Genomic DNA, 21,767 nt, shown 5'->3' on the forward strand with positions numbered 1-21,767 from the left:
TTGCGTACCGTTCTATTATTTCTTTTATTGAGGCGATTTTTAAACCCTCTAACCCAACTTAACATGACTAGAAAACTTCTATTCCTGTTTGCCTTGTTGATCTGTATCCAATCACACGCTCAAAAAAGGAACAATCACCCAGACAAATTTGAAGTGACTTTTGGTGAAACCTTTAAAGGTACTGCGCCAACCACCATTGAGAATATTTTCTACGCAGGAGAAAAAACACTCCTTATTGCAGAAAAGCGCAAAGGAAAATACAATGTGATAGTGCTCGATAAAGATCTTAAGGAAGAATTCGATTACAATTTACCACTCGATATTGATCGCGTGGACTATTCGCTAGTCGGCTTGTCCTATCTGGAGTCGAAAGGAGAGATGATCGTCTTTCTCACCAAAGAAGGGAAAAACAAAGGTCTCATTGACCTTTGTGCATATAGCTACAACCCGGCCGTTGAACCACAAGACCTATCGGTAAAAAAGATTGCCACAGTAGAGGCCGAAGAAGGTTTTCTCGGCTATAACGAGGGTAACTTTAGCTTCACTTATTCTGAAGACGAATCGAAAATTCTATTCTCTTACAGAATTGACATCGACAAAGAGTCGAATAAGCAGTTTTTCCTAATTATCGATAAGGATCTAAACCTAATTTCTGAAAAAGAGAAGGTTTCGACCAAAAGTGAAAGGGTTTTCGGCAAATATTGGATTCGCCTCATTTCGAACGAAGGTGACATTTACCTTTCGAGCTTCGACCTATCAAACGATGGCAAGCACAACATCTACTACACCGTCCATAAGTGGGGTAAAGATGAAGAGATGAAAAGCAAGAAGATAGACCTCGGGACTAAACATCTGGCACCATCTAACTACACTTTGAAGTCTTATCACGATTATTTGGACGATGAGAGTCTTACCAGAAAAGACCCTCTGATGTACCCTTTAAAACCTCTCTACGGCTTTACCGAAGACCACAACATTGTGCTCTCCGGGCTGTATACCGATGAGAGAGACAGAGGTGCAATAGGCAGTTTTTACACTCAATTCAGTTTCGAAGATGAGGAGAGTCCGAAAATTCATTTTGCGCCAATGTCAACCGAAATGATGACAGAAGTAATGCGCGCAAATAGAGGCCTTGAGGGCGATGATGAACTAAAACAATACTCAGCAATAAATAATTTGAACCCACTTCACCTATTCGTTGAAGATGATGGAAGCGCCATTGTTTTTTACGAGTACGAAAACGAAAGAGAAGTTCGAGTGACCAAATCTGATGGTGGGTACAGCACTAAGACGTATTACTATTATAGTGATGTCATTGTAACAAAGCACAACAACGATGGGTCACTGGCCTGGACCAACAGAATTGAAAAAATTCAGATGATGGTTGGTGGTAGCTCTTTCACCAATGTTTCTTCTTATCCGGTGCATCATGATGGAGAGGTCTCTCTTCTTTACTCCAACACAGGAAACGCGAGTGACTCACGATATATGTTGTACGTCTCCACCATTGATGAAAATGGTGAGCTCAAAGATGATGAAGTCATTTATGATTTCTATCAGGACAACATCTCTCCAATGCCTACAGAAAATGAAGTTGTTTCTTCTGGAGATATCATCCTTCACAACCTCAAGCAAAAAGGATTTTCTCGCAAGAGATTCATGACCAGAATTAAATTTAAATAACTACACCCAGATCATCATGAAATACTTGACTTTTATACTCTGCCTGTTTCTCTCAATTCAAACATTTGCTCAGCTTGATATCACAAAAAAGGCAGACCTTGAATGGGGTGAAGAACTCGATATCAAAAGGCGTCAGACGCTAGATTCTATGGTCACCACAGTAGATGACAAGCTTTATGTCTTGATTGACGAACGCAACAACAAGATTCTTCAAGAATATGGTACAGATCTGAAGTACAAGCGATCCGTTGAAATCCCTCTCAGAATTGATCGGGAATTTTATGACTTTCAAAACATCACATACCTCAACGGTCGATTCATCGTGTTTCTTTCCAAGTTTGAGCGGAGAGAGGATAAAACAGACCTCTACTACACCACAGTTGACCGAGAAGACTTGAGTACTGACATGAAACTGGTTCATCTCGGTGAGCTTCAGTCAAAACAAGCCGGACTGAAAAAAGAACAGGGCTCTTTTGACTTCGACATTTCTGAAGACGAATCTAAAATTTTGATTTTCAAACACATACCGAATGCAGACAGAGAACCGGAAAAGTATTCCTTTCAGGTTTTCGATAGTCAACTGAACCAGCTCTGGGAAGACGAAGTTCAACTCAATTACTCAGAGGAGCTATTCGAAGTGTTGGACATTCGGACTACCAACTCAGGTGACGTTTTTGTAATGGGAAAGGAGTTTGAAGACCGAAAAGCCAAGAGAAAAGAAGATGAAACTCAACACACTTTTCACCTGCTCAAATATAACAGTGGCGGAAATAAAGCAAAAGACTTTGAAATCGAAGTCGGTGAGAAGTTTGTTACCGATATTCAGTTCGCAGTGCGCGACAACGAGGATATCATTGTGAGTGGATTCTATTCTACAGTTGACAACACGATGATCAACGGTACTTTTTTCATCACCATTGATGGCGAGACTCAAAAGGTAAAAACATCCTCCCTCAAAGCTTTTGATGAAGACTTCATCACAGAAGGAATGACTCTAAGAGAAGAGAAGAAAGCAAAGAGGAAAGCTGAACGAAAAGACGAAGACCTGGGATTGTCGAATTTCGACATTCGCGAGTTTATCATTTACCCTGATGGAAGCATAAAAATTTTAGCTGAGCAGTATTTCGAGACTACCGTTACCAGCACTTCATCTGGAGCTGATGGTATGGTAACCACTACTTCTTACACTCAGTTTAATTACGAAAACATCATCATTATTAGCGTGAATGCTGACGGTGATATAGAATGGAATGCATTGGTGGAAAAAGAACAGATTGCGGTGGTTCCCGGTGGTCGCTTTTTGCATGTCATGCCCAAAGAAAATGGTGATATCCGACTGTTCTACAACCTCGAAATGGATGACTACCTCGATAGAGGACAAATGGGTGACCTAAAGCGCAAGGCGAGACGGGGGGACGTCACTCTCTACACAATTGTAAATGATAATGGTGAGCTCAAAGAAAAGGTGCTCTTCGAGACCGAAGACATGGACATTGTTACTGTAGACGCACTTAGCGATCCTAATGATGAAAACACAATGATCCTTTACACAATCGAAAACGATCGGGATAAGTCCTTTGCTAAAGTGAGCTTCCGCTAGTTCATCGGAAAAGCCACACTTGCTACTGAGACTTTTACTCCTTCAACCTTGTTGAGCTGCATAGCGCAAGCCTCGATGGTGCTGCCGGTGGTAACAACATCATCGACCAACACCAGATGCTTACCTTCGAATTCGCGTGGCTTCTTCACTCCAAAAATGTTGCTGGTATTCTGCCACCTGGCGAATCGACTTTTCTTTGTTTGCGTTGGGTTGTGGATCTTGCGAATGAGGTTTCCTGTTGAAACGGGCTTCTTCCAAATCTCAGACATACCGTCCGCAATACACTTCGCCTGATTAAAGCCTCGCAATTTCATTTTTCTGGGATGAAGAGGAACCGGCACAATTTCATCAACGTCATCACTCCAGCCACTTTCCATGAGTTCATCAGCCATCAGCCGACCGAGTTTTTCTCCGAGATCCTGGTTACCGCGGTATTTCAGGTCGTGCAGTAGTCTTTGAGTCATGCCGCCCTTTGAAAATTGTAGAAAAGCAGCAGCTCGCTCAATCTCGATTCGGCCCCAAAAAAGCTTTTCAACTGGATTGTCGCGCATCGTAGCCAGATTGGCTTTTGGAAGCTTCAAAAGGCAGCCTGTGCAAATCATCTTTTCATTCTTTCCGAGGTGACCCGAACAGCCGGGGCAGTATTCTGGGAAAAGCAAATGAACAAAGTCTTTCAAATAGGTTTGTTCGAGCATAGTTAAGTATTTTAGGGTGCTGTCTCTAAAGTTATAAAAAAATCACATCGGATTCATTATGAGAGTTTTAATAGCCGGCTCCACAGGTTTAGTTGGAGGTCATTTAGTACATTTTTTGTTGGAAGACTCGCGTATAAAAGAGATTCACAGTCTGGTGAGAAAAGAAACCGGACTTTCGCACTCAAAGCTTAAAGAGCACAAAATTGTCTTTGAGAATCTTCAACATGAAGCACCAAATGAGCACTTCGATGCCATTTTTTGCTGCCTGGGGACAACCATCAAGAAAGCCGGCTCACAGGAAAAATTTCGAAAAGTCGACTTCGATTACGTGAAGTCACTGGCTGAGAACTACACCTCTGCAGATCAATTCTTGGTGGTGAGCGCCATGGGAGCAGACAAGAGCTCCAGTATTTTCTACAACCGGGTAAAAGGTGAAATGGAAGAAGCTGTGAAAAACAGCGGAATCAAATCGGTTCAGATTTTCCGACCATCACTACTCCTGGGAGATCGGGAAGAGTTTAGACTGGGAGAAAAAATTGGAAGTATATTCATGCGAATCTTTAGCCCTCTCATGTTTGGTTCGCTGAAAAAGTACCGACCAATTAAGGCCGCGGATGTAGCGAAAGCTATGCTAAAAGCGAGTGTATCGAATTCGAGTTCAGACACTTTCGACAGCTACCAGATTCAACAAATGGCGTCTGGCAATTAGGATTTTGGTCTGAGAAAAAGCGAGACCACACCTGCTACAAACACGGCAAAAGCTCCATAAACCACGTAGAGTGCGACTTGATCTAATTCCAAAAACCACAAGTTCAGACCGAAGATCACTGCAATTTTTCCTATTAAGTAGCAGTACTGAAAAAACGCTCGCTGTCCGCTGTCGATGAAGCTGAGGATTAAATAGGTTGCAAATAAAAAGGTAGAAACCACAATCATCCAACCGCCAAAAGGCCAGTGCTGGACAACGAAAAGATACCCCAATAACATCAGCGCAACCGATGTGATGAAAAGCCAGAGAAACTTATTTTTTGGCTTCTTTCTTTTGGGAAGGTCTAAAACTTTTTCTTCGTCCATTCAAATGATTTTCTATTCTTGTAAACGGAAGTAAACCTGTAGTGTTTATCACAACTGAACGAACTCACACAGATTTCAAAGTTAATTACACTCAACGATGAATTTTGGAAAGTTAGAGAATATTGAAAACGTGAACTTCTCACTTCCTGACGACCACCCGGAAACTCATCGTTTCCTGCCCAAGCTACAGCCTAAGGAACCAGAGCTCTACATCGGAGGAACCATGTGGACCATCAAAGAGTGGAAAGGAAAAGTGTACCCGGAAAAAACTCCGCAGAAGAATTTTCCCGAAGCCTACTTCAGGCAGTTTGGCTGCATCGAGCTGAACGCTACTCACTACCGCATTCATCCACCGGAAACCATTCAGCGGTGGTACAACCTGGCTCCGGAAGGATTTGTGTTTTGTCCGAAATTTCCTCAGATCATCACTCACTTCAGACGGTTTAATAATTGCGAAGGTCCGACCAATGACTTTCTTGAAGGCATCATAAATTTCAAAGAAAAGCTCGGACCTTCTTTTATTCAGCTTCCGCCAAACTATACTCCAAAACATGCTGAAAAGCTGGTGGATTACCTCGACAATCTTCCAGAAGATCTGCCGCTAGCTGTGGAGTTCAGACATGCGGACTGGTTTGGAGCCAGTCAAACAGCGAAAGCAGTTTTCGGTTTTTTGAGAGATAAAAACATCAGCGCAGTGATCACCGACACTCCCGGCAGAAGAGACGTGTTGCACATGCGGCTCACCAGCGAGATTTTAATTATCCGCTACAACGGAACCAACCTGCACAAAACTGACTACGAAAGAATGGACGAGTGGACGGAACGCATTCGACTCTGGGCACAACAGGGCATCAAGGAAGTTTATATTTTCATGCACCAAACCAACAGCATACTCACTCCCGAAGCCTGCATCTATTGGGGAAATAAATTAGCTGAGAGCTGTGAGGTGGATGTGAAGGTGCCGGAGATTTTGGGGTAGATCAGAAATCTCGTAACTTCAACAGCATGGAAAACGACACATCTCCTTTAAACGGCTGCACCAAAGAGGAAATTGAAATGCTGGAGAAGAGGAAAGCAAGGCATCTCTCTGGAAGAAGCAAGTCTTATACTCGTGAAGGGGCTAAAGAGAAATTAACAGAGTACTTGGATCAATCTAAACCTTAACACATGGCTATTCTTAGAAAAATGACGGTATTAGGATTGTTACTGTCCTGTTTTTTTCTCGGACAAACCCAGAGTCTTACCTCAGTTCAAAAGGAATTTTTGAGGGAAGAAATAGTTGGTGATACAGTTTATATCAAGAAGAGAAAAAGTGGACCATCCAAGGTTACCTTGACAGAATTAAAAGAGGCACTGGAAAACCCATTCATTTCACCAAAAGCAAAAGATTTGAAACCCCTTCTCGATTCTTTACTCATTGCGAATGCAAATGAAATGAAAGAGCAGTGTACTTTCAATAACTCTTTTGCATGGAAGGAATTAGAGAACCATGGCTTCACAGTGGTTAAGGACAAACAATCTTTATCTCGAGTTTCTTTTTCACTGCCAATAGTTTTGGACCCTTCTCATATGATTGTCGTTCGATCGTGGGGCTACTCCTCTTCATTTGCCGGAGAGGATGCAGACATCTGGAGATTAGAAAACGGGAAATGGAAAATCGTTTGTAGTATTAATTTCTGGCATACGTAATGAATGAAAATAAAATGGAAGGTAGATCGCATGAAGATGGCTTCACAAAAAGTGAAATTAAAATGCTCGATAAAAGAAGAGCAAGCCGATTAACTGGTGAAAGTGAACTTCTCTCTGTGGAGGATGCTTTTCAAAGGATTCGAAACCTTCGACAGAGTAAGTTCAAGTAGGTTTCTGTTTTTGAAGTAGCATTTTCATGAATATCTGTACCTCCTTCTTGATCTTCTTTCTTTGGTCTTTCAAGCTACTTTTAAACTCGATTTGTTTCCCCTGAAGTTTTCTAATCTCTTCGCAAACTTGATCCTTGATAGGCTTTAAAACCGAATCTATCGAAAGGGTATAATTCGAAACTTCATTAAGAGAAATATTTCTGTCAGTAAGTTCATTAATAAGTTTAGTAGCTTTTCTCAGTTCACCCCTTCTTTTAGCCGATACCTTCTTACCCGATGAATGTGCACCGATATTATTTCTCATCAACCTCACCAATTGAAACACCTTGATATGATGAAGCTTACCATACTTAATAAGTTGTTTGCCATCTAAGATCCCATAGAGTCGGATTATATAATTTTGATTTAGCCAGACCGCCACTCTATGTGCGGACTTTTGAAATTCATTGGTGTTTGGCTTCAGGATTTTTACTCTAAATGCAATCCCAGCATCCCTATGAAAAGTTGGACTGGTAAACTCGTTTTTCTCTGGAAATTTTGAATAGAATACAGCCCTTGTCATTACATGGCAATTCCACTGTATTTCAATTTCCTCGCACAAATCATCAATTATCTGCTGGTCAATTTTCATCGTTCGTAAAAATACTAAAACCAAAAGCGGCCCGCTCTCTCAAACAAGAGCAGGCCGCTTTCTGGCTGTATTTATTTGGTCGCTTCGGCTGTTATCGGTTGATAACGAGCTTAGCGTTTAGTGCGTAGTCAGCTCCCTGAATTCGCAAGTTGTAGAATCCTGCCGGAAGGTCAGACACGTTGTAAACGATCTGCTGGTTTCCAGCGTTCAAAGTCATCTGCTCTGTTTTGATCAGCTTTCCTGAAAGATCCATCAGGTAAAGAACAACCTGCTCTTCTTGTGCCACTTCGATCTCGAAATTCACGATCTCGCGAGTTGGGTTAGGATAAAGCTTGAAGCTGTTTTCCTTATCAAGTGCATCGTTCAGTCCAAGCGTTGTTGTCTCTGCTTCGTTGTTTTCAGTTCCAGCATCCGCAACTTCTGCAGGAGTGGTAGACTCGAGGTTGAATGCATCGATTGCAACATCACTGAAGTAGCTCGATCCTGTGGTTGCCACAAAGCGGAATTTCACGCTTGACGGAGCGTATTCAGAAACATCAACCTGGGCTGTTTTCCATGCATTGCCCTGATCTCCCGAAAGTGACCAGATGCTTGTCCAGTTCACTTCATCGTCAGAGATCTGAAGCTCGAGAGTTCCCATTGTACTTCCGTACATGTGGTAGTCGAAGGAAACTCCGTACTGGCTTCCTTCAGCAAGCTCGAAGCAAGGTGACTGAAGAATCGCTTCCTGCCCACCGTAGCTTGGATAAGAAGACTCAACGAACAGGTAGAAATCCTCTTCAGAAGCCATCTGCGGTCCGGTTCCGAAAGAAGGAGTGTTTCCTACGTTCAAAGTCCAGTCGAGGTCGTCTTCAGATTCCTGAGTCCAGTCGTCTGTTCCGTCCTCGAATCCTTGCTGATAAGCTTCTGTGTCAACTTCTTCGCAATCTGCGCAAGAGAAGTAATCACAAGAATTGTCACTCAAAGTAGCATCTTCGTTGTAGTTGCAAGCTGTTTCATCCGTACATCCGAAAACTCCTTCGAAAACGGAAACCGCATCGATGGCGATGTCACTGCTGTAGGTCGTTCCCGTGGTTCCGGTGATTCTCAACTGAACCGACTGTCCGATGTATTCAGAAAGTTCTAGCTCTGCTGTCATCCACTCGTCTCCCTGGTTTCCTTCAAGTGACCACACAGTCATGAATTCACCTCCGGTTGAAACTTCGATGGCAAGACTTCCAACCTGCGAACCGTACATGTGGTAAGCAAAGCTAAGGTAAGGAGCAGTTGCATCTGTTAGGTCGATACAAGGCGAAACGATGCTCGCTGATTTGTCAGGAGATCCGTTGAAAGAAGCTTCGAGGTAAGCGTAGCTGTTTTGCTCGAATGCTTCAGAAGGCCCGGTGGCGTAAGATGGAGTTGAACCAGAGTTCAAAGTCCACTCAAGGTCGTTTCCTTCTGCTGGTTCCCATCCACCGAGGTCAGTTTCGAAATCGGCATTCAAAGGAAGTGTTGCAATATCGAGGCAGTCGCTGCAAGAAAGATACTCGCAAGAGCCATCGTTGGCGTCTGCTTCAGCATCGTAGTTGCAGGCAGTTTCGTCTGTACATCCAGGCGTAGCTTCGATCAGTTCGAACGCATCGATTGCAATGTCACCTTTCCACGACATACCTGTGGTGGCTGAGAATCTCAGTTTCACAGTCGATCCAATGTAATCTTCGAGATTTACCGAAGCCATCATCCACTCTTCACCTTGCTCACCATCAAGTGTCCAAAGTGTTTCATAGGTGTTTCCATCGAGAGAAGCTTCAAGAGAAAGCGTTCCGATGTTGTCACCAAACATGTGGTAATGGAAGTTGGCGTAAGGCATATCCGCTCCGTTCAGGTCGATGCATGGAGAAACAATCTCAGCAGTTTTCATCGGGCTGTTTGGGGATGAAGATTCGATGTAGAAGTAATAGTCTCCTTCGAAAGCTTCTTCTGGCCCGGTGTAGTAAGATGGTGTTTGAGTGGAGCGAGTCGACCAGTCGAAATCGTCACCTTCAACGTTCATCCAGTTTTCGAATCCATTTTCAAAACCATCGATCAGTGGAAGGCTGGCTACAACATCGCAACCAAGTGCATCCTGAAGCGTTTTGATTCTGGTGTCATTTTCAGGAGCTGTTTCTTCCTGATTGTAAGGGTCAACTGCGAAGAACTCAGCGAGGTATTCTGCCATTGCATCTTGCTCAGATCCAGCTTCAGCAAAAGTGGCAACACCTTCTTCCAGTCCCTGCTCTTCAAGAGCGATTGGGTTTTCGCCAAGTGAATCAAACGGATATCCGTCACCTCCACCTGCGAGGAAGTTCAAAGTCACTGTTTTGATTTCTCTGTCGGGATCGCCAACGAGCTCTCCACCAGAAGCTACTGTGTCAAGAACGTTTCCGTTTCCATCAACAATCTGTAGTGTGAAGATTCTGTCTCCAGCCGGAGCTTCAGGGTTGTAAACGATATGCATTCCGGAAATCTGCGGGAAAGATCCAGGAGTAGCTCCCGGAGCAACAGACGAGAATCCGTATTCCATCACTTCCTTCAGGTCGCTGGCGGAAAGTGAAAGAATTGTCAAACGGTTGTTGAAGCGAAGTGAGTTTTCGATGTCGAGTTGAGAAACTTCTTGCTCTTCTTTTCCTGAAAGTGGGTTGGCCTGTGGTGGAAGGAAGTCGTAAACTCCTGGAGCAACTTCCACAACCTGTCCGATTGCAGCTCTGATTCCTCCACCGTTTTTGATCGAAACCATTACTTCAGAATCGAACTGCTGAGCCACCCAAAGGTTGGCGTCTGCGGTGATGTCTCCAAGGTTGGTTTCTTCGGTTCTAACTTCAGAACGTCTTCCGTCAAGGTAAACAGCGGTTCTTCCAAACACATTTCCGTCTTTGGCGATAACCACATCCTGCACAGCACTGGTCAATCTTGAAACGAGCTCCCCTTTTGAGTTTTCTGCGAAAGCATCTTCGCCATTCCAAAGTTCTTCCACCATTTCCATGTCGGCAATGTAAGGTCCATTGATTGTGCTGCTGAGGAACTGTGGCAACACAACTCCGGCTTCGTTGAAGTTTACAACGAGGCGGCCAACATAGCTGTACTCACCATCGGTACTCACAATCAAAGTTGGGTCTCCGTCAGCATTTGAAGTCACAACCGGATAATCAGCATCAGCTTCAGATCCGCTCAAAAGTCTGTCGTCATCGTTAGCGAGAATAGTGTCGGAACCACCGGCAACGATTACGTCTACTCCGTTTAGCAAGGTAGCAAGCTCTTCTTCGAGGGCGATTTGCTGGAGGTGAGAAACGAGGATAATTTTGTTAGATCCGGCAGCCATCAAATCATCGATAACCGGCTGAAGAACTGCAGCAAGCGCAACCATGTCGTTTGATCCACCTGTGATCACTTCCGTGTTTCCCGGTGAAGAAATTGAAGCAAGCAGCTGAGTTGTAGCACCGACTACACCGATCAGTTCTCCACCTTCTTCAATCAAAGTGGCAGGAGCTAGTTTCGGAGCATTGGCAGCGGCATCCAATTCGCCAATCAGCGATTGGAACTCTGTGTTCAACAGAAGTTCGTCTGTGAACAGGTAGTTTAGGTTTCCATCGTTTGAGAAGTCGAGGTTGGCGCTGAGGTAAGGAAACTGAGCTCCCAGCCAGCGAACGTCAGAAAGAGAACCACCGGTGATGTTTGGAGCGATAATTCCGTTCACTGCATCAGTGGTAGCATCAAACTCGTGGTTACCGAGGGCTGAAGCATCAAACCCGATAATGTTCATGATCGAGATGTCCGCTCTTCCTCCACCTTCGCGAATATTGTCGAGATCTGGTTCTCCGTAAAGATCCTGGTAGACATCCTGAAAAATCGGTCTCATCGACCCGTCTGCAGAAGCATTGAAAAATGGTCCCGGGATGTAATTGTCACCGGCAGAAAGTGTAACGGAATTTTCATAAGTGTCTTCGAGGTGATCAACAATGGCAGCGAAGTTTGGCGCTCTTTCGATTGCGTCAACTCCACCTTCGAGGTCGGATGCGTGAAGAATCTGAAGAGTGTAAGGCTCTGAAGAGAACTGGAACACAGAAACAGTTCCCGAAACTTCGTTCGAGCTGATCAAAAGCGCATTTCCGCTTGGGCTGTCTTCGGCAGGAACAAAAGTCAAATCTTCTACTCCGAGGTCACCAGCAGTTCCCGCTTCGGCATCTCCTGAGAAATCTCTGTTGTTAACGTATTGAACGAATTCAGGATTCGATGGATTAGAAAGATCGTACATCATAATCCCACCCATTCTTTCCAGTCCGATGAAAGCGTAAGTAACACCATTCAACGTTCCGTATTCAATGGCTTCCGGCTCCGGACCTTTGTCGTCAGAACGAGCATCGAAAGAATCGTTTTCATCGTTGTTGGAGTTAAAATCGTTTGGATACTGGTTGGCTATGATTTGCTCAAACTGACTTCCGCTGTCCCAAACAAGGTTTCCAGAAGCATCCCACACTGAAAAAGAGCGGGCTCCATATCCGTAGATTTCATCAAAATCACCATCGTTGTCAATATCACCGATTGAATTAGTGATGTTCAAGCGACCGAGGTTTTCATCTTCCTGCAGCCATTCAGCATTTGGAAAAACGGTTGGGTCGAGAACGAGATCTTTCACTCTGTCTTCTTCGGAGTAGCCATCGTAATCACGAGCATCACCTTCGTTGGCAGTGATGATGTAGGTTTGTCCGTTGATTTCCAGCGCTTTTATTGCGTCCGGCATGTAAAAGCTTTTCACAGGCCAGGTGGTGATGTTGATTTCATCGTCATCGTTACTGGCATCAATTGCGTTTTCAGGAAGGCTGTAGTCTTTTGTGCCAAGAGCGACAACATCCACAATTTCGAGATTTACCAGATCAACAACAGCGATGGCGTTGTTTTCCTGGCAAACTACGTAGGCCGTTTCAGAGTCAGGAGCAACAGCTACGTACTCGGGCTCGAGGTCCTGAGAAACAGTAGCTCCCGGGCCAAAAATTCTAACCCCCGGGAGTTCCTGTCCGTCATAAGCATTGAAGTTAAGGGTAGTGACGTTTGCGTCAGTCAGAGAAGCAAATCCACCTGTAATGTCAATTACCGAAATGGTTCCTTCCGGATCCACATCGTAATCATCGTTTGGCTCGCCTTCATTGGCGACAATTAGTTTTGTTCCATCAGGAGTTACAGTAACCATGTCAGGCAGAGCACCCGCAGTCACCGAGCTGACAAAGTTTCCATCGATGTCGAAAATCACGACCGATCCTGGATCCTGTTTGGGATCAGCTTCAACGGCAGCCGCAATGTGGCCGTCCAAAACCACAAGGCTGTTGATTCCTGCACCGTAAGCTGAGAGATCAATAGAATAAAGTAAGGTAAGGTTAGAAATATCCGAAGCGTCCAACACATCTATTGTGTTTGCATCGGCATTGGTAAAGAAGATTCGCTGAGAGACGGCATCGTAGCCGGCAATTTCTGCAGCGCCTTCGTCAAACACCCCGGTTTGGTAGCTGGAGACATGTTCCAGCACGGGCGCCTGAGCCATGGCTGTAGCGGAAAAGGCAGCCGCTAGCAGCATGGTGAAAAAGCTTTTTAGGTAATTGTTTTTACACATGATCAAGGGAATTAATTTGGTTTGTTCTGCGAAACTACTCTCACCTTATCTGAATGATTTTAAGCTGGTTTTATCGAATGTTGAAAATCGGAAGCGAAAGCCGTTGAATCAACGCAAGTGGAAATGTTGAGTTAAGATTGAGCTGACGAATTATTAAGAATGGAATTTCCCACAGCCATTTCGGTTCTGCTGTTTACAAAGGGAATAGGTTTTCAAGACAAATCGATTTATGCAGACTTAACCTGAGCGATAGTTTTTAACTTTCTACCAATCATTAAACTACTTATTATGAAAGCTTTCTACTTTACTGCAATTTTCATTTTGATTGTTTTGAATCCCTCACTTCTACGGGCTCAATGTACTGCCGATGCCGGACCCGATCAGCATTGGTGTAAACCGATTGAAGAAACCGGTGAAACCATCCTTCTTGGTGGCGAACCAGCTGCTATCGGAGGCCAGACTCCATATTTGTATTCGTGGTCTATTGAGCCAATTTCACCCGATGGAAGCGATCTCGCTTTTTACGCGTCACATTTTTTGAGCGACACCACATTGGCTAATCCAGAAGTAGAAGACAACTGGGGATTTGAGATGGAGTTTATTCTGACGGTGACAGATGCTGAAGGCTCTACTTGCACAGATTCAATGATTCTAACCACATCGGAATTTGGACAGCACCTAGGGCAAACAATTTACAGCATCACTGTAAATGACACTATTCAACTCGAATCGCCAAACGTTTCTACCACTTCCGAAGAGACTTTTATCGACTCAGTGTTGTGGCAGCCGTCTACAGGTTTAATCGATGTCAATGCGATTCAACCGTTCGCCACTCCCGATCAGGATGTGGCCTACTACTGCTCCGTTTGGGATAATTTCGGATGCAGTGTTCAGGGAGGAGTGTTTCAATTTGTGAACGTAATGCCAATCGGAGTTGAAGAATCTGAGAAAGACACCGAAATAAACGTTTACCCAACTCTAGTCAGTAGTCAAAATCAGTTAATAAAAATCGAAGCGAGCACTGCGCTCCCGGCAGCGCGATTCATACTTTATAATCTGAATGGAAAAAGGGTTTGGGAAGAAGAAATCCGAAGCTCTAACAGCAGCATGTCACTTCCAAATCTCGCTACCGGACAGTACGTCTATCAAATCAACTCGAGTTCTGAAATCCTTAAGACTGGAAATATTTCTATTTTCAGCCCATGAAACTAAAATCGATTTTTGGCGCGCTACTCACACTGCTCGGAGTTGCTGGGTTAATCTACTCGGCATTTCTCTTCATCGGAAACGACTACGACTGGAAAAGACTCCTCGTTTTCGGAATAATAGGATTTATCTTTTTCGTATCTGGGATTAAGTTGATCAGGAATTTGGGTGACTGAATGAACCTGATAATTCACTAAATTTGAAATATGAGCATATCAGAGAAAAAACTCAGTCTCATTCAGCGTTTGATGCACGTTCAAAACTCCTCTGTTCTTGAACAAGTTGAGCAATTGCTTGGGCAAGCAGAAATGGAACAACATGCGAATGAATCAATCAGGGATTACGAAAATGGTGATTTTGAAACTCTAGAAGAATTCACTAGAAAAAATAAAGCTTGGCTGAAAAAGAGATATACAGAGTAGTTATTTCTAAAACTGCCAGGAGAATCTACGAATCAAGGATCCTTGAATATCTATTCAAATATTTCTCACATCAAAGGGCGAACTCAATTGACCAATCAATTGGTCGAGTTCTAGAGTCATTGAAGAACCTTCCTAAACGCGGTTCAATAGAGCCTCAAATTGTTAATTCAAAAAGGATATTTAGGTATTTGTTACACCGCGAATCCAGAATATTTGAAATCAAAATTCTTTATTTTATTGACGAAGAAAACTCAACTGTGGTCATTACTGACTTTTTTCCAACTTCAATGGATCCGGCACAAATGATTCCAGATTGACAGTATTTATCACCCAGCCCAGTTCTCCCGGTCCAAACTTCTGTATTGAATAGCCTCTGCCAAATGCTCCGGTAAAATTTCTTCACTTCCGGCCAGGTCGGCAATAGTTCTGCTGACTTTCACGATCCTGTCGTAAGCTCGAGCAGAAAGATTCAATCGATCCATTGCTGTTTTCAAAAGCTGATTTCCAGCAGCATCGATCTGGCAAATCTTCTTCAACTCCCTCGTTGCCATCTGTGCGTTGCAGTGGATGTCCTCGTTTTCGGCAAAACGCTTCTCCTGCACCTCTCTGGCTTTTTCAACTCGCTGGCGAATGCTGTCGCTTTTTTCGTATTCCTTTTTATCCGTTAGTTCATCGTAGCTCACTGGAGTGACTTCAATGTGGATGTCGATCCTGTCGAGCAGCGGGCCGCTGATTTTGTTCAGGTATTTCTGCACTACTCCCGGTGCGCAAACGCATTCTTTCTCTGGATGGTTGTAGTAGCCACATGGGCAGGGATTCATCGCAGCAACGAGCATAAAGCTGGCCGGGTACTCCACCGTGAACTTCGCCCGCGAAATTGTGACAACGCGATCTTCCACCGGCTGGCGCATCACTTCCAAAACTGCTCTTTTGAATTCCGGCAACTCATCCAAAAACAAAACTCCATTGTGAGCCAGTGAAATTTCTCCCGGCTGCGGATAGCCACCACCTCCAACTAAAGCGACATCCGAAATTGTGTGGTGAGGAGATCTAAAAGGCCGGACAGAAATCAACGCATTCTCTCGCTTCATCCTACCAGCAACGGAGTGGATTTTTGTGGTTTCCAGCGCTTCGTGCAATGAAAGTGGTGGAAGAATAGTCGGAAGTCTTTTGGCTAGCATTGTTTTTCCAGCTCCTGGAGGCCCGATCAAAATCACGTTGTGACCACCGGCTGCAGCAATTTCAAAAGCTCGCTTGATGTTCTCCTGTCCTTTGACATCGGCAAAATCAACGGGGAATTCGTTGAGCCGCATGTAGAATTCCTCACGGGTGTTTACTATCGTTCGCTCTACTTCGCCCTTGCCTTCAAAAAAGTCGATCACTTCAGAAATATTCTCTACTCCGTAAACTTCGAGATTGTCTACGATTGCAGCTTCTCGTGCATTTCCAGCCGGGACGATCATCCCTTTAAAACCTTCCTCTCGCGCCTGAACTGCAATCGGCAAGACTCCTTTTATCGGACGCAAACTGCCATCAAGCGAAAGCTCACCCATGATGATAAATTCATCCAGCCCATTGGCAGTCATCTGCTCTGATGCAGCCAAAATCCCAACGGCCAGTGGTAAGTCGTAGGCAGAACCTTCTTTCCGGATGTCGGCTGGAGCCATGTTGATGGTGATGGCTTTTCCGGGGAGTGAATAACCGGTGTTGCTGAGTGCTGCGGCAATTCTCTGCTGGCTTTCTTTCACGGCACTGTCGGGCAGGCCGACCAGCAAAAAGTTGATGCCCTTGTCGATGTTAACTTCTATCGTTACGGTTGTAGCAGAAATGCCAAAAACGGCAGATCCATAGGTCTTTACTAGCATTTGTTAAGGTGTTTAAAAAAAGAAGAGTCGGACCGCTAGCCCAGGTGCTCTTCTATGTAATCAATCAGGGAGTGAATCACTTTAATGTGTACTTCCTGAATTCGGTCGGCATAGCCCGACCACGGCACGCGTACTTCAGCATCGCAAAGTGGTGCGAGTTTTCCACCGTCTTTGCCGGTGAGGCCTACGACTTTTATTCCTTTGTCTTTAGCCACTTTTGCAGCTTCCAGCACGTTGGCAGAATTTCCGCTGGTGCTGATGCCCAAAAGCACATCCCCCTCTCTTCCAACGCCTTCAAGATAGCGCGAAAAAATGAATTCAAAACCATAGTCGTTTCCCACACAACTGATGTGCGAAGGATCGGAAATGGAAAGTGCTGCAATCGAAGATCGGTTGTCGCGGTAGCGTCCGGTTAGCTCCTCGGCAAAATGCATGGCATCGCACATGGAACCACCGTTTCCGCAGGAAATAATTTTACCACCACTTCTCAGAGAATCCACCATCAGCTTTCCGGCAGCTTCGATTTTCTCAAAATTCGATTCATCAGAATTGAACTTCGCAATCAATTGCTGCGCTTCTTCAAAATGTTTTCTGATCCCTTGTGACATTCAGCGATGGTTTTGAAAAGCTAAGATGGGAAAATAAAACAAATTCTACCTTTCGGATTCGGGATCTCTCGAAAACCAAAATTCAATCAACAGATCAAAATCAGAGTCAATGATTCAGCCCATCCGAAATTAAACTTCACTCCTTCACCTTATCGTAAGCATTGAGACCGCAGCGAAGCCATGCCTCGTACTCTTCCACATCGGGAGTGTAGCCCACTGGTTTGTTGAGCAGCACTTCGTCAGGAGAAATCAAAGCGTAGAATGGCTGTGAGTTGGAGTTGAACGTTTCGATCTCGAAAGCCGACCACTTGTCACCATATGTTTCAATGATTTTGGTATTGCCAGTTCGCTCCATCTTGATGGTATCTTTCTTGGCATCGGGAAGTTCCTTCCTGTCGTCCACGTAGAGTGAAACCACAATGTAGTCGTCCTTCAGCATGTCGTAAACTCCGGGTTTGTCCCAGACGTTTTCTTCCATTTTTCGGCAGTTCACGCAGGCGTAGCCTGTGAAGTCAACCATGATCGGTTTGTTCTCGCGCTTAGCTCTTTCGAGCGCCATCATGTAGTCTTTTTCGCAATCAAGCATGAGCGGGCAGTCTTTTGGATAAACTATACTATAGCCCACCGGTGGAGCCAAACCACTGAGCAGCCCCAGCGTTGTGAAGCTCTCTGTTTTATCGTTGTAGCGGAAACCTGAGGCCAGGTAGGCCACAAAAGCGAAAATCAAAATCCCGAAGGAAATTCTAGAGAACGACAGTTTTTTAAGGGGACTGTCGTGAGGAAATTTTATCACTCCAAAAATGTAGAGACCCATCAGTGCAAAGATGATAATCCACAAGCCGAGGAAGACTTCGATTTTCAGGATTCCCCAGTGCTCAACGAGGTCGGCATTACTGAGAAATTTCAAAGCCAGGGCAAGCTCAGCAAAACCGAGCACCACTTTCACCGTGTTTAGCCAACCGCCAGATTTTGGAAGTGAGTTTAGCATTCCCGGGAAGGCAGCAAAAATGGCAAACGGAATTCCGAGAGCAAATCCAAAACCTCCCATTCCCGCGGTGAGCTGCATGGCTCCACCGCTGCTGGTAAGCGACCCTGCGAGCAACGAACCGAGAATCGGGCCAGTGCATGAAAACGAGACAATGGCTAAAGTCAGTGCCATGAAGAATGTTCCCACAAGTCCACCTGTGTTTGAGGCAGAGTCGGCTCTGTTGGCAAACTTGCTCGGGATGGTGATTTCAAAGTATCCGAAGAATGAAATCGCAAACACGATGAAGATCGCGAAGAAAATCACGTTCAAAATCGGATCTGTGGAAATCGTGTTTAGTATGTTTTCATCGATTTGGTCCAGCAAGTGAAAAGGAATGGAGAGAATTAGGTAGATCAAAAAGATGAACAGCCCGTAAGTTCCAGCTCTCAAAAGACCTTTTTTTCTACTACCAGAACCTTTAGTGAAGAAGCTCACAGTGAGTGGGATCATCGGGAAAACACAAGGAGTCAAAAGTGCTAGTAGCCCTCCAAAAAAGCCGAGCATAAAAAGATTTAAGAGACCTGTGTTCTCATCAGTTTCTGTGGTTTTAGTAACTCCGGAACACTCACCGGCTTCCACTACCGGCTCCTTCAAATCGATTGCGCTGCGGAGGTATTCGAAACTTGCCGGCCCAGTTGGTGTATTGTCGAACTCTTCGCGGGCGAGGCCACCTTCTCCAGAATTGAGATTCACGTAAAATTCTTCGAGTGTTGGAGGCAAGCACATTTTATCGTTGCACACCATGTAATAAACCGAACCTTCAATTTTATTAGTGCCTTCCGGAACTTTCACTTTTTGACGGAACGCCACCTCACCTTCAAAAAAGCTGAGGTCCATCATAAAATTGGGATCGTACTCGAGATGTGGCTCGGGCTCAGAGAACCCTCCGATGAACTCCATTCCTTCGAGCGTGTCGAGCAAAAGCTCGGTGGGCACAGGCCCCTGATCGCTCGGCAATTTTTGCGAGTAGAGATGCCATCCTTCATCGATGCTGGCTTTTACTGTGATCGTATATTCATCTCCACCAGTTTTGGCCGAAGATACTGACCATTTCACCGGTTCCTGAATTCCATCGTCCTCTTTGCTTTTTTCGCCTCCGTTAGCTGGCAGGGAAAAACGATATGGATCGAGCATGATGCACTTTTCTTCGTTACACACCATTCCCTCGATGTGGCCTTCTACCTGCACTCCTTCGGTGCTTTGCAGATCCACCACCTGGCGGAATGTAGCATCGCCATCGAAATAGTTTACATCGATTTCGAAGATGGGATCGTACTCAGTGACAAACTCTGAACTTGTTGGCTTTTCAATAATCTCATAATCGTTACTCTCTTCGAAAACAAACTGAGTGGGAAGCGGTCCCATGTCGTCCGGATCGGGAGTTGCTTCGAGACCGTATATGTGCCATCCTTCTTCAACGGTGGCTTTTGCGACAACTTCCACCTTGTTGCCTTCGAGTTCTTCGAGGCTTACCTCCCAGGTTACCGGATTTTCAATTTGCGCAAGCAGTGAACCTGCGAAAAACAGAAAAAAGGAAAACAAGAATGATTTTTTTGCTTTGAATCTCAACATAGTCCTTTCGGTTTTATCAGCTTCAAAAATAGCCAATACGTTTCTAGTGGCATTTTATTTTACCTCTTAAAATTGGACACCTAACCACCTAGAGCTCTATCTCCTGGCCCATCTTCAGGTTGAAGTGTTTTCGCGCCCACCACGAAGTAAGGTAAAAGATTGGAGTATCGAGTAATGCTACGAGAACTTTAAACAAAAAGCCATTGAGCAGAAGCATCCAGAACTTATCCCAGGGAATGGCTCCGGCCAGGCAAAGTAAAATCAGGACTATGGAAGTGTCAATGAATTGAGAAAAGACCGTTGAAAAATTGTTTCTCAACCAGAGGTGTTTTCCGTTAGTGAGGTTTTTCCAAAAGTGAAAAATGCGGATATCGACAAATTGAGCCCCGAGGTAAGCGAGCATCGAAGCTAAAACGGCAATGCCCGTCCTTCCGAAAACATTGGTAAACTGACTGTCAGTTACAGGCGAATAGTCAGTTGCGGGCACGGCATCCGCAACGATTACAATCAGGTAAGTAAAGATACTCGCAATCAGTCCGGACATCACCACTTGATTAGCGCGTTTTCTACCGAAAAGCTCGGAGATCAAGTCGGTTATCAAAAAAGTGATCGGATAGGGCAAAATGCCTACACTTAACTCGAAGATAAAATCGATTTCACCGATCGGCTGCCAATAAAAGAACTTGGCGAAAATCAAATTGCAGGTGACAAGGCTAGCAATAAAAAGCCCAGCCAACGTGAGATATAGCACAAAGCCCGATTTCTTTTTTGAAGGCTCCTTAGAGTTGTCCGTATTTTCCTTGTCGAGAATTTCTTTGCTGTTCAATTCACTATTTCATTTGTGATCAGCTTCTATTCAAAGCGTGAATATAATTTCCATTCTACAATTGGAATCTAATTAGGTTTTCAATTCTGAATTTTAGGACTTCTTCACAAACCAGAAACTGCTGGTTTTCCAGAAACTCTTTTGGAATCAGTGAGCTGCTCAAATGCAGATTTCAGATCGCGAAAATGAAACTGGTAACCCGCTTCCTGAAGTTTCTCCGGCAGCACCCATCGACTTTTCAAAATCAACTCGCTTTCTGTTCGCATCAGAAAAGTACCTATCTCGACCATCCAATTTGTGGCAGGCAGACCAAAAGGAACCTGAAGCGATTTTCTGAGTTGATGCATGAAGTCTCGGTTATCGACAGGCACAGGTGCTGCGGCATTGAAAGTTCCTTCGAGGTGATCGTTCTGAAGCATAAACATCACGATTTCGCAAAAATCGCGCTCGTGGATCCAACTCATCATTTGCTTGCCACTTCCCTGAGCTCCTCCCAATCCAAACCTTGAGAGTTGTGTCAAACGCTCGAATACTCCTCCGCGTTCTCCAAGAACCAGAGCGGTTCTGAGAAGTACCTTTCTCGTTTCGGGAACGGGAATATCCCAAAAAGTTTTCTCCCAGCTCTTGCAGACTCCTACGCTAAAATCATTCCCGATCTCACCCTCAGCTTCCGTCATCGGGCGATCCTCAGCGTGGCGATAGATGGTGGCACTGGCAGCGTTCACCCAGAGTTTTGGTGGGTTGCTGGCCATGATCACGGCCGTCCCCAAAGCTGTGGTGCTGTCAATTCGCGAATCGAGAATTTCCTTTTTGTTTTTTTCGTTGTATCGGCAATCGACACTGCGCCCACAGAGATTGAGCAGCAAATCTGCACCATTCAGTTCCGAAGTCCATTCAGTTGGAGTTTTTCCATCCCAATGAACGAATTTCACCTTCCCTTCAATTTTTTCATTACCGCGAGTCAGCACCACCACTTCATCGAACCTGTCGCCAAAATGGCGAATAAAACTCTCACCCATGAAGCCGCTTCCACCGGCAATCACAACTTTGTTCTTTCTATGTGTTTTCATGACTTTAGT

General features: G+C 44.7%; 18 protein-coding genes. 9 read left to right on the forward strand and 9 right to left on the reverse strand.

All coding sequences use genetic code 11. From position 1 onward, the window contains the following. Nucleotides 1-63 precede the first annotated feature (63 nt). Complete coding sequence (locus tag ABHV44_RS00145) at nucleotides 64-1,683, forward strand: hypothetical protein (protein ID WP_459072603.1); 1,620 nt, start codon at nucleotides 64-66, stop codon at nucleotides 1,681-1,683. 16 nt (nucleotides 1,684-1,699) lie between these two features. Then, nucleotides 1,700-3,283, forward strand: coding sequence for a hypothetical protein (locus ABHV44_RS00150; protein ID WP_459072604.1), 1,584 nt, complete (start codon nucleotides 1,700-1,702; stop codon nucleotides 3,281-3,283). Here the strand turns inward: ABHV44_RS00150 and ABHV44_RS00155 are convergent. Continuing rightward, nucleotides 3,280-3,978: a ComF family protein gene (locus ABHV44_RS00155; protein ID WP_459072605.1), complete on the reverse strand. Its 699-nt coding sequence runs from the start codon at nucleotides 3,976-3,978 to the stop codon at nucleotides 3,280-3,282. The two genes, ABHV44_RS00150 and ABHV44_RS00155, sit on opposite strands and share 4 nt — an antisense overlap. 58 nt (nucleotides 3,979-4,036) lie before the next feature. Between ABHV44_RS00155 and ABHV44_RS00160 the strand changes: the two genes are divergently transcribed. Further along, complete coding sequence (locus tag ABHV44_RS00160; RefSeq protein ID WP_459072606.1) at nucleotides 4,037-4,687, forward strand: NAD(P)H-binding protein; 651 nt, start codon at nucleotides 4,037-4,039, stop codon at nucleotides 4,685-4,687. Here the strand turns inward: ABHV44_RS00160 and ABHV44_RS00165 are convergent. Further along, nucleotides 4,684-5,052: a hypothetical protein gene (locus tag ABHV44_RS00165; RefSeq protein WP_459072607.1), complete on the reverse strand. Its 369-nt coding sequence runs from the start codon at nucleotides 5,050-5,052 to the stop codon at nucleotides 4,684-4,686. The genes ABHV44_RS00160 and ABHV44_RS00165 overlap by 4 nt on opposite strands. Nucleotides 5,053-5,149: 97 nt before the next feature. Between ABHV44_RS00165 and ABHV44_RS00170 the strand changes: the two genes are divergently transcribed. The 3 genes from ABHV44_RS00170 to ABHV44_RS00180 are packed head-to-tail and all read left to right on the forward strand — an operon-like array spanning nucleotide 5,150 to nucleotide 6,741. Further along, nucleotides 5,150-6,031, forward strand: a complete 882-nt coding sequence (locus ABHV44_RS00170) for a DUF72 domain-containing protein (protein WP_459072608.1) — start codon at nucleotides 5,150-5,152, stop codon at nucleotides 6,029-6,031. Nucleotides 6,032-6,057: 26 nt separating this feature from the next. Then, entirely contained in the window at nucleotides 6,058-6,216 is a 159-nt protein-coding gene (locus ABHV44_RS00175) for a hypothetical protein (RefSeq protein WP_459072609.1), read from the forward strand. Between the two features lie 3 nt (nucleotides 6,217-6,219). Then, nucleotides 6,220-6,741, forward strand: a complete 522-nt coding sequence (locus ABHV44_RS00180) for a hypothetical protein (RefSeq protein ID WP_459072610.1) — start codon at nucleotides 6,220-6,222, stop codon at nucleotides 6,739-6,741. Nucleotides 6,742-6,903: 162 nt separating this feature from the next. Here ABHV44_RS00180 and ABHV44_RS00185 read toward each other — a convergent pair whose 3' ends face one another. Beyond that, the gene (locus ABHV44_RS00185; RefSeq protein WP_459072611.1) at nucleotides 6,904-7,542 is read right to left on the reverse strand and encodes a hypothetical protein; all 639 of its coding nucleotides are present in this window, start codon (nucleotides 7,540-7,542) and stop codon (nucleotides 6,904-6,906) included. 91 nt (nucleotides 7,543-7,633) lie between these two features. Further along, the gene (locus ABHV44_RS00190; RefSeq protein ID WP_459072612.1) at nucleotides 7,634-13,126 is read right to left on the reverse strand and encodes a choice-of-anchor I family protein; all 5,493 of its coding nucleotides are present in this window, start codon (nucleotides 13,124-13,126) and stop codon (nucleotides 7,634-7,636) included. Nucleotides 13,127-13,450: 324 nt separating this feature from the next. Here ABHV44_RS00190 and ABHV44_RS00195 point away from each other — a divergent pair, with 324 nt between their 5' ends. From ABHV44_RS00195 to ABHV44_RS00205, 3 genes are read left to right on the forward strand one after another with little or no spacing between them, the layout of a single operon-like run. Beyond that, nucleotides 13,451-14,368 carry a T9SS type A sorting domain-containing protein gene (locus ABHV44_RS00195; protein ID WP_459072613.1) on the forward strand — a complete coding sequence of 306 codons (918 nt, stop codon included), beginning with the start codon at nucleotides 13,451-13,453 and terminating at the stop codon, nucleotides 14,366-14,368. Next, nucleotides 14,365-14,544, forward strand: coding sequence for a hypothetical protein (locus ABHV44_RS00200; RefSeq protein ID WP_459072614.1), 180 nt, complete (start codon nucleotides 14,365-14,367; stop codon nucleotides 14,542-14,544). The genes ABHV44_RS00195 and ABHV44_RS00200 overlap by 4 nt, the downstream gene beginning before the upstream one ends. Nucleotides 14,545-14,574: 30 nt before the next feature. After that, nucleotides 14,575-14,790 carry a hypothetical protein gene (locus ABHV44_RS00205; RefSeq protein WP_459072615.1) on the forward strand — a complete coding sequence of 72 codons (216 nt, stop codon included), beginning with the start codon at nucleotides 14,575-14,577 and terminating at the stop codon, nucleotides 14,788-14,790. A 326-nt stretch (nucleotides 14,791-15,116) separates the two neighbouring features. On the opposite strand, the gene ABHV44_RS00210 is transcribed toward ABHV44_RS00205, so the two are convergent. From ABHV44_RS00210 to ABHV44_RS00230, 5 genes are all read right to left on the reverse strand, one after another. Then, entirely contained in the window at nucleotides 15,117-16,655 is a 1,539-nt protein-coding gene (locus tag ABHV44_RS00210) for a YifB family Mg chelatase-like AAA ATPase (RefSeq protein WP_459072616.1), read from the reverse strand. A 35-nt stretch (nucleotides 16,656-16,690) separates the two neighbouring features. Further along, a complete protein-coding gene (lpcA, locus tag ABHV44_RS00215; RefSeq protein WP_459072617.1) occupies nucleotides 16,691-17,263 on the reverse strand; it encodes a D-sedoheptulose 7-phosphate isomerase in 573 nt (190 codons plus the stop codon). Between the two features lie 136 nt (nucleotides 17,264-17,399). Further along, nucleotides 17,400-19,862 (reverse strand): protein-disulfide reductase DsbD family protein, encoded by a 2,463-nt coding sequence (locus tag ABHV44_RS00220; protein WP_459072618.1) that lies wholly within the window; start codon nucleotides 19,860-19,862, stop codon nucleotides 17,400-17,402. Nucleotides 19,863-19,950: 88 nt separating this feature from the next. Further along, nucleotides 19,951-20,688 (reverse strand): queuosine precursor transporter, encoded by a 738-nt coding sequence (locus tag ABHV44_RS00225; protein ID WP_459072619.1) that lies wholly within the window; start codon nucleotides 20,686-20,688, stop codon nucleotides 19,951-19,953. A gap of 104 nt (nucleotides 20,689-20,792) precedes the next feature. After that, nucleotides 20,793-21,758: a TIGR01777 family oxidoreductase gene (locus tag ABHV44_RS00230; protein ID WP_459072620.1), complete on the reverse strand. Its 966-nt coding sequence runs from the start codon at nucleotides 21,756-21,758 to the stop codon at nucleotides 20,793-20,795. Between the last annotated feature and the right edge of the window lie 9 nt (nucleotides 21,759-21,767).

Origin of the sequence: Halocola ammonii (assembly GCF_049334165.1) — a bacterium.
In the GTDB taxonomy this organism is placed as follows: Bacteria; Bacteroidota; Bacteroidia; order Flavobacteriales_D; family Sanyastnellaceae; genus JBEGHD01.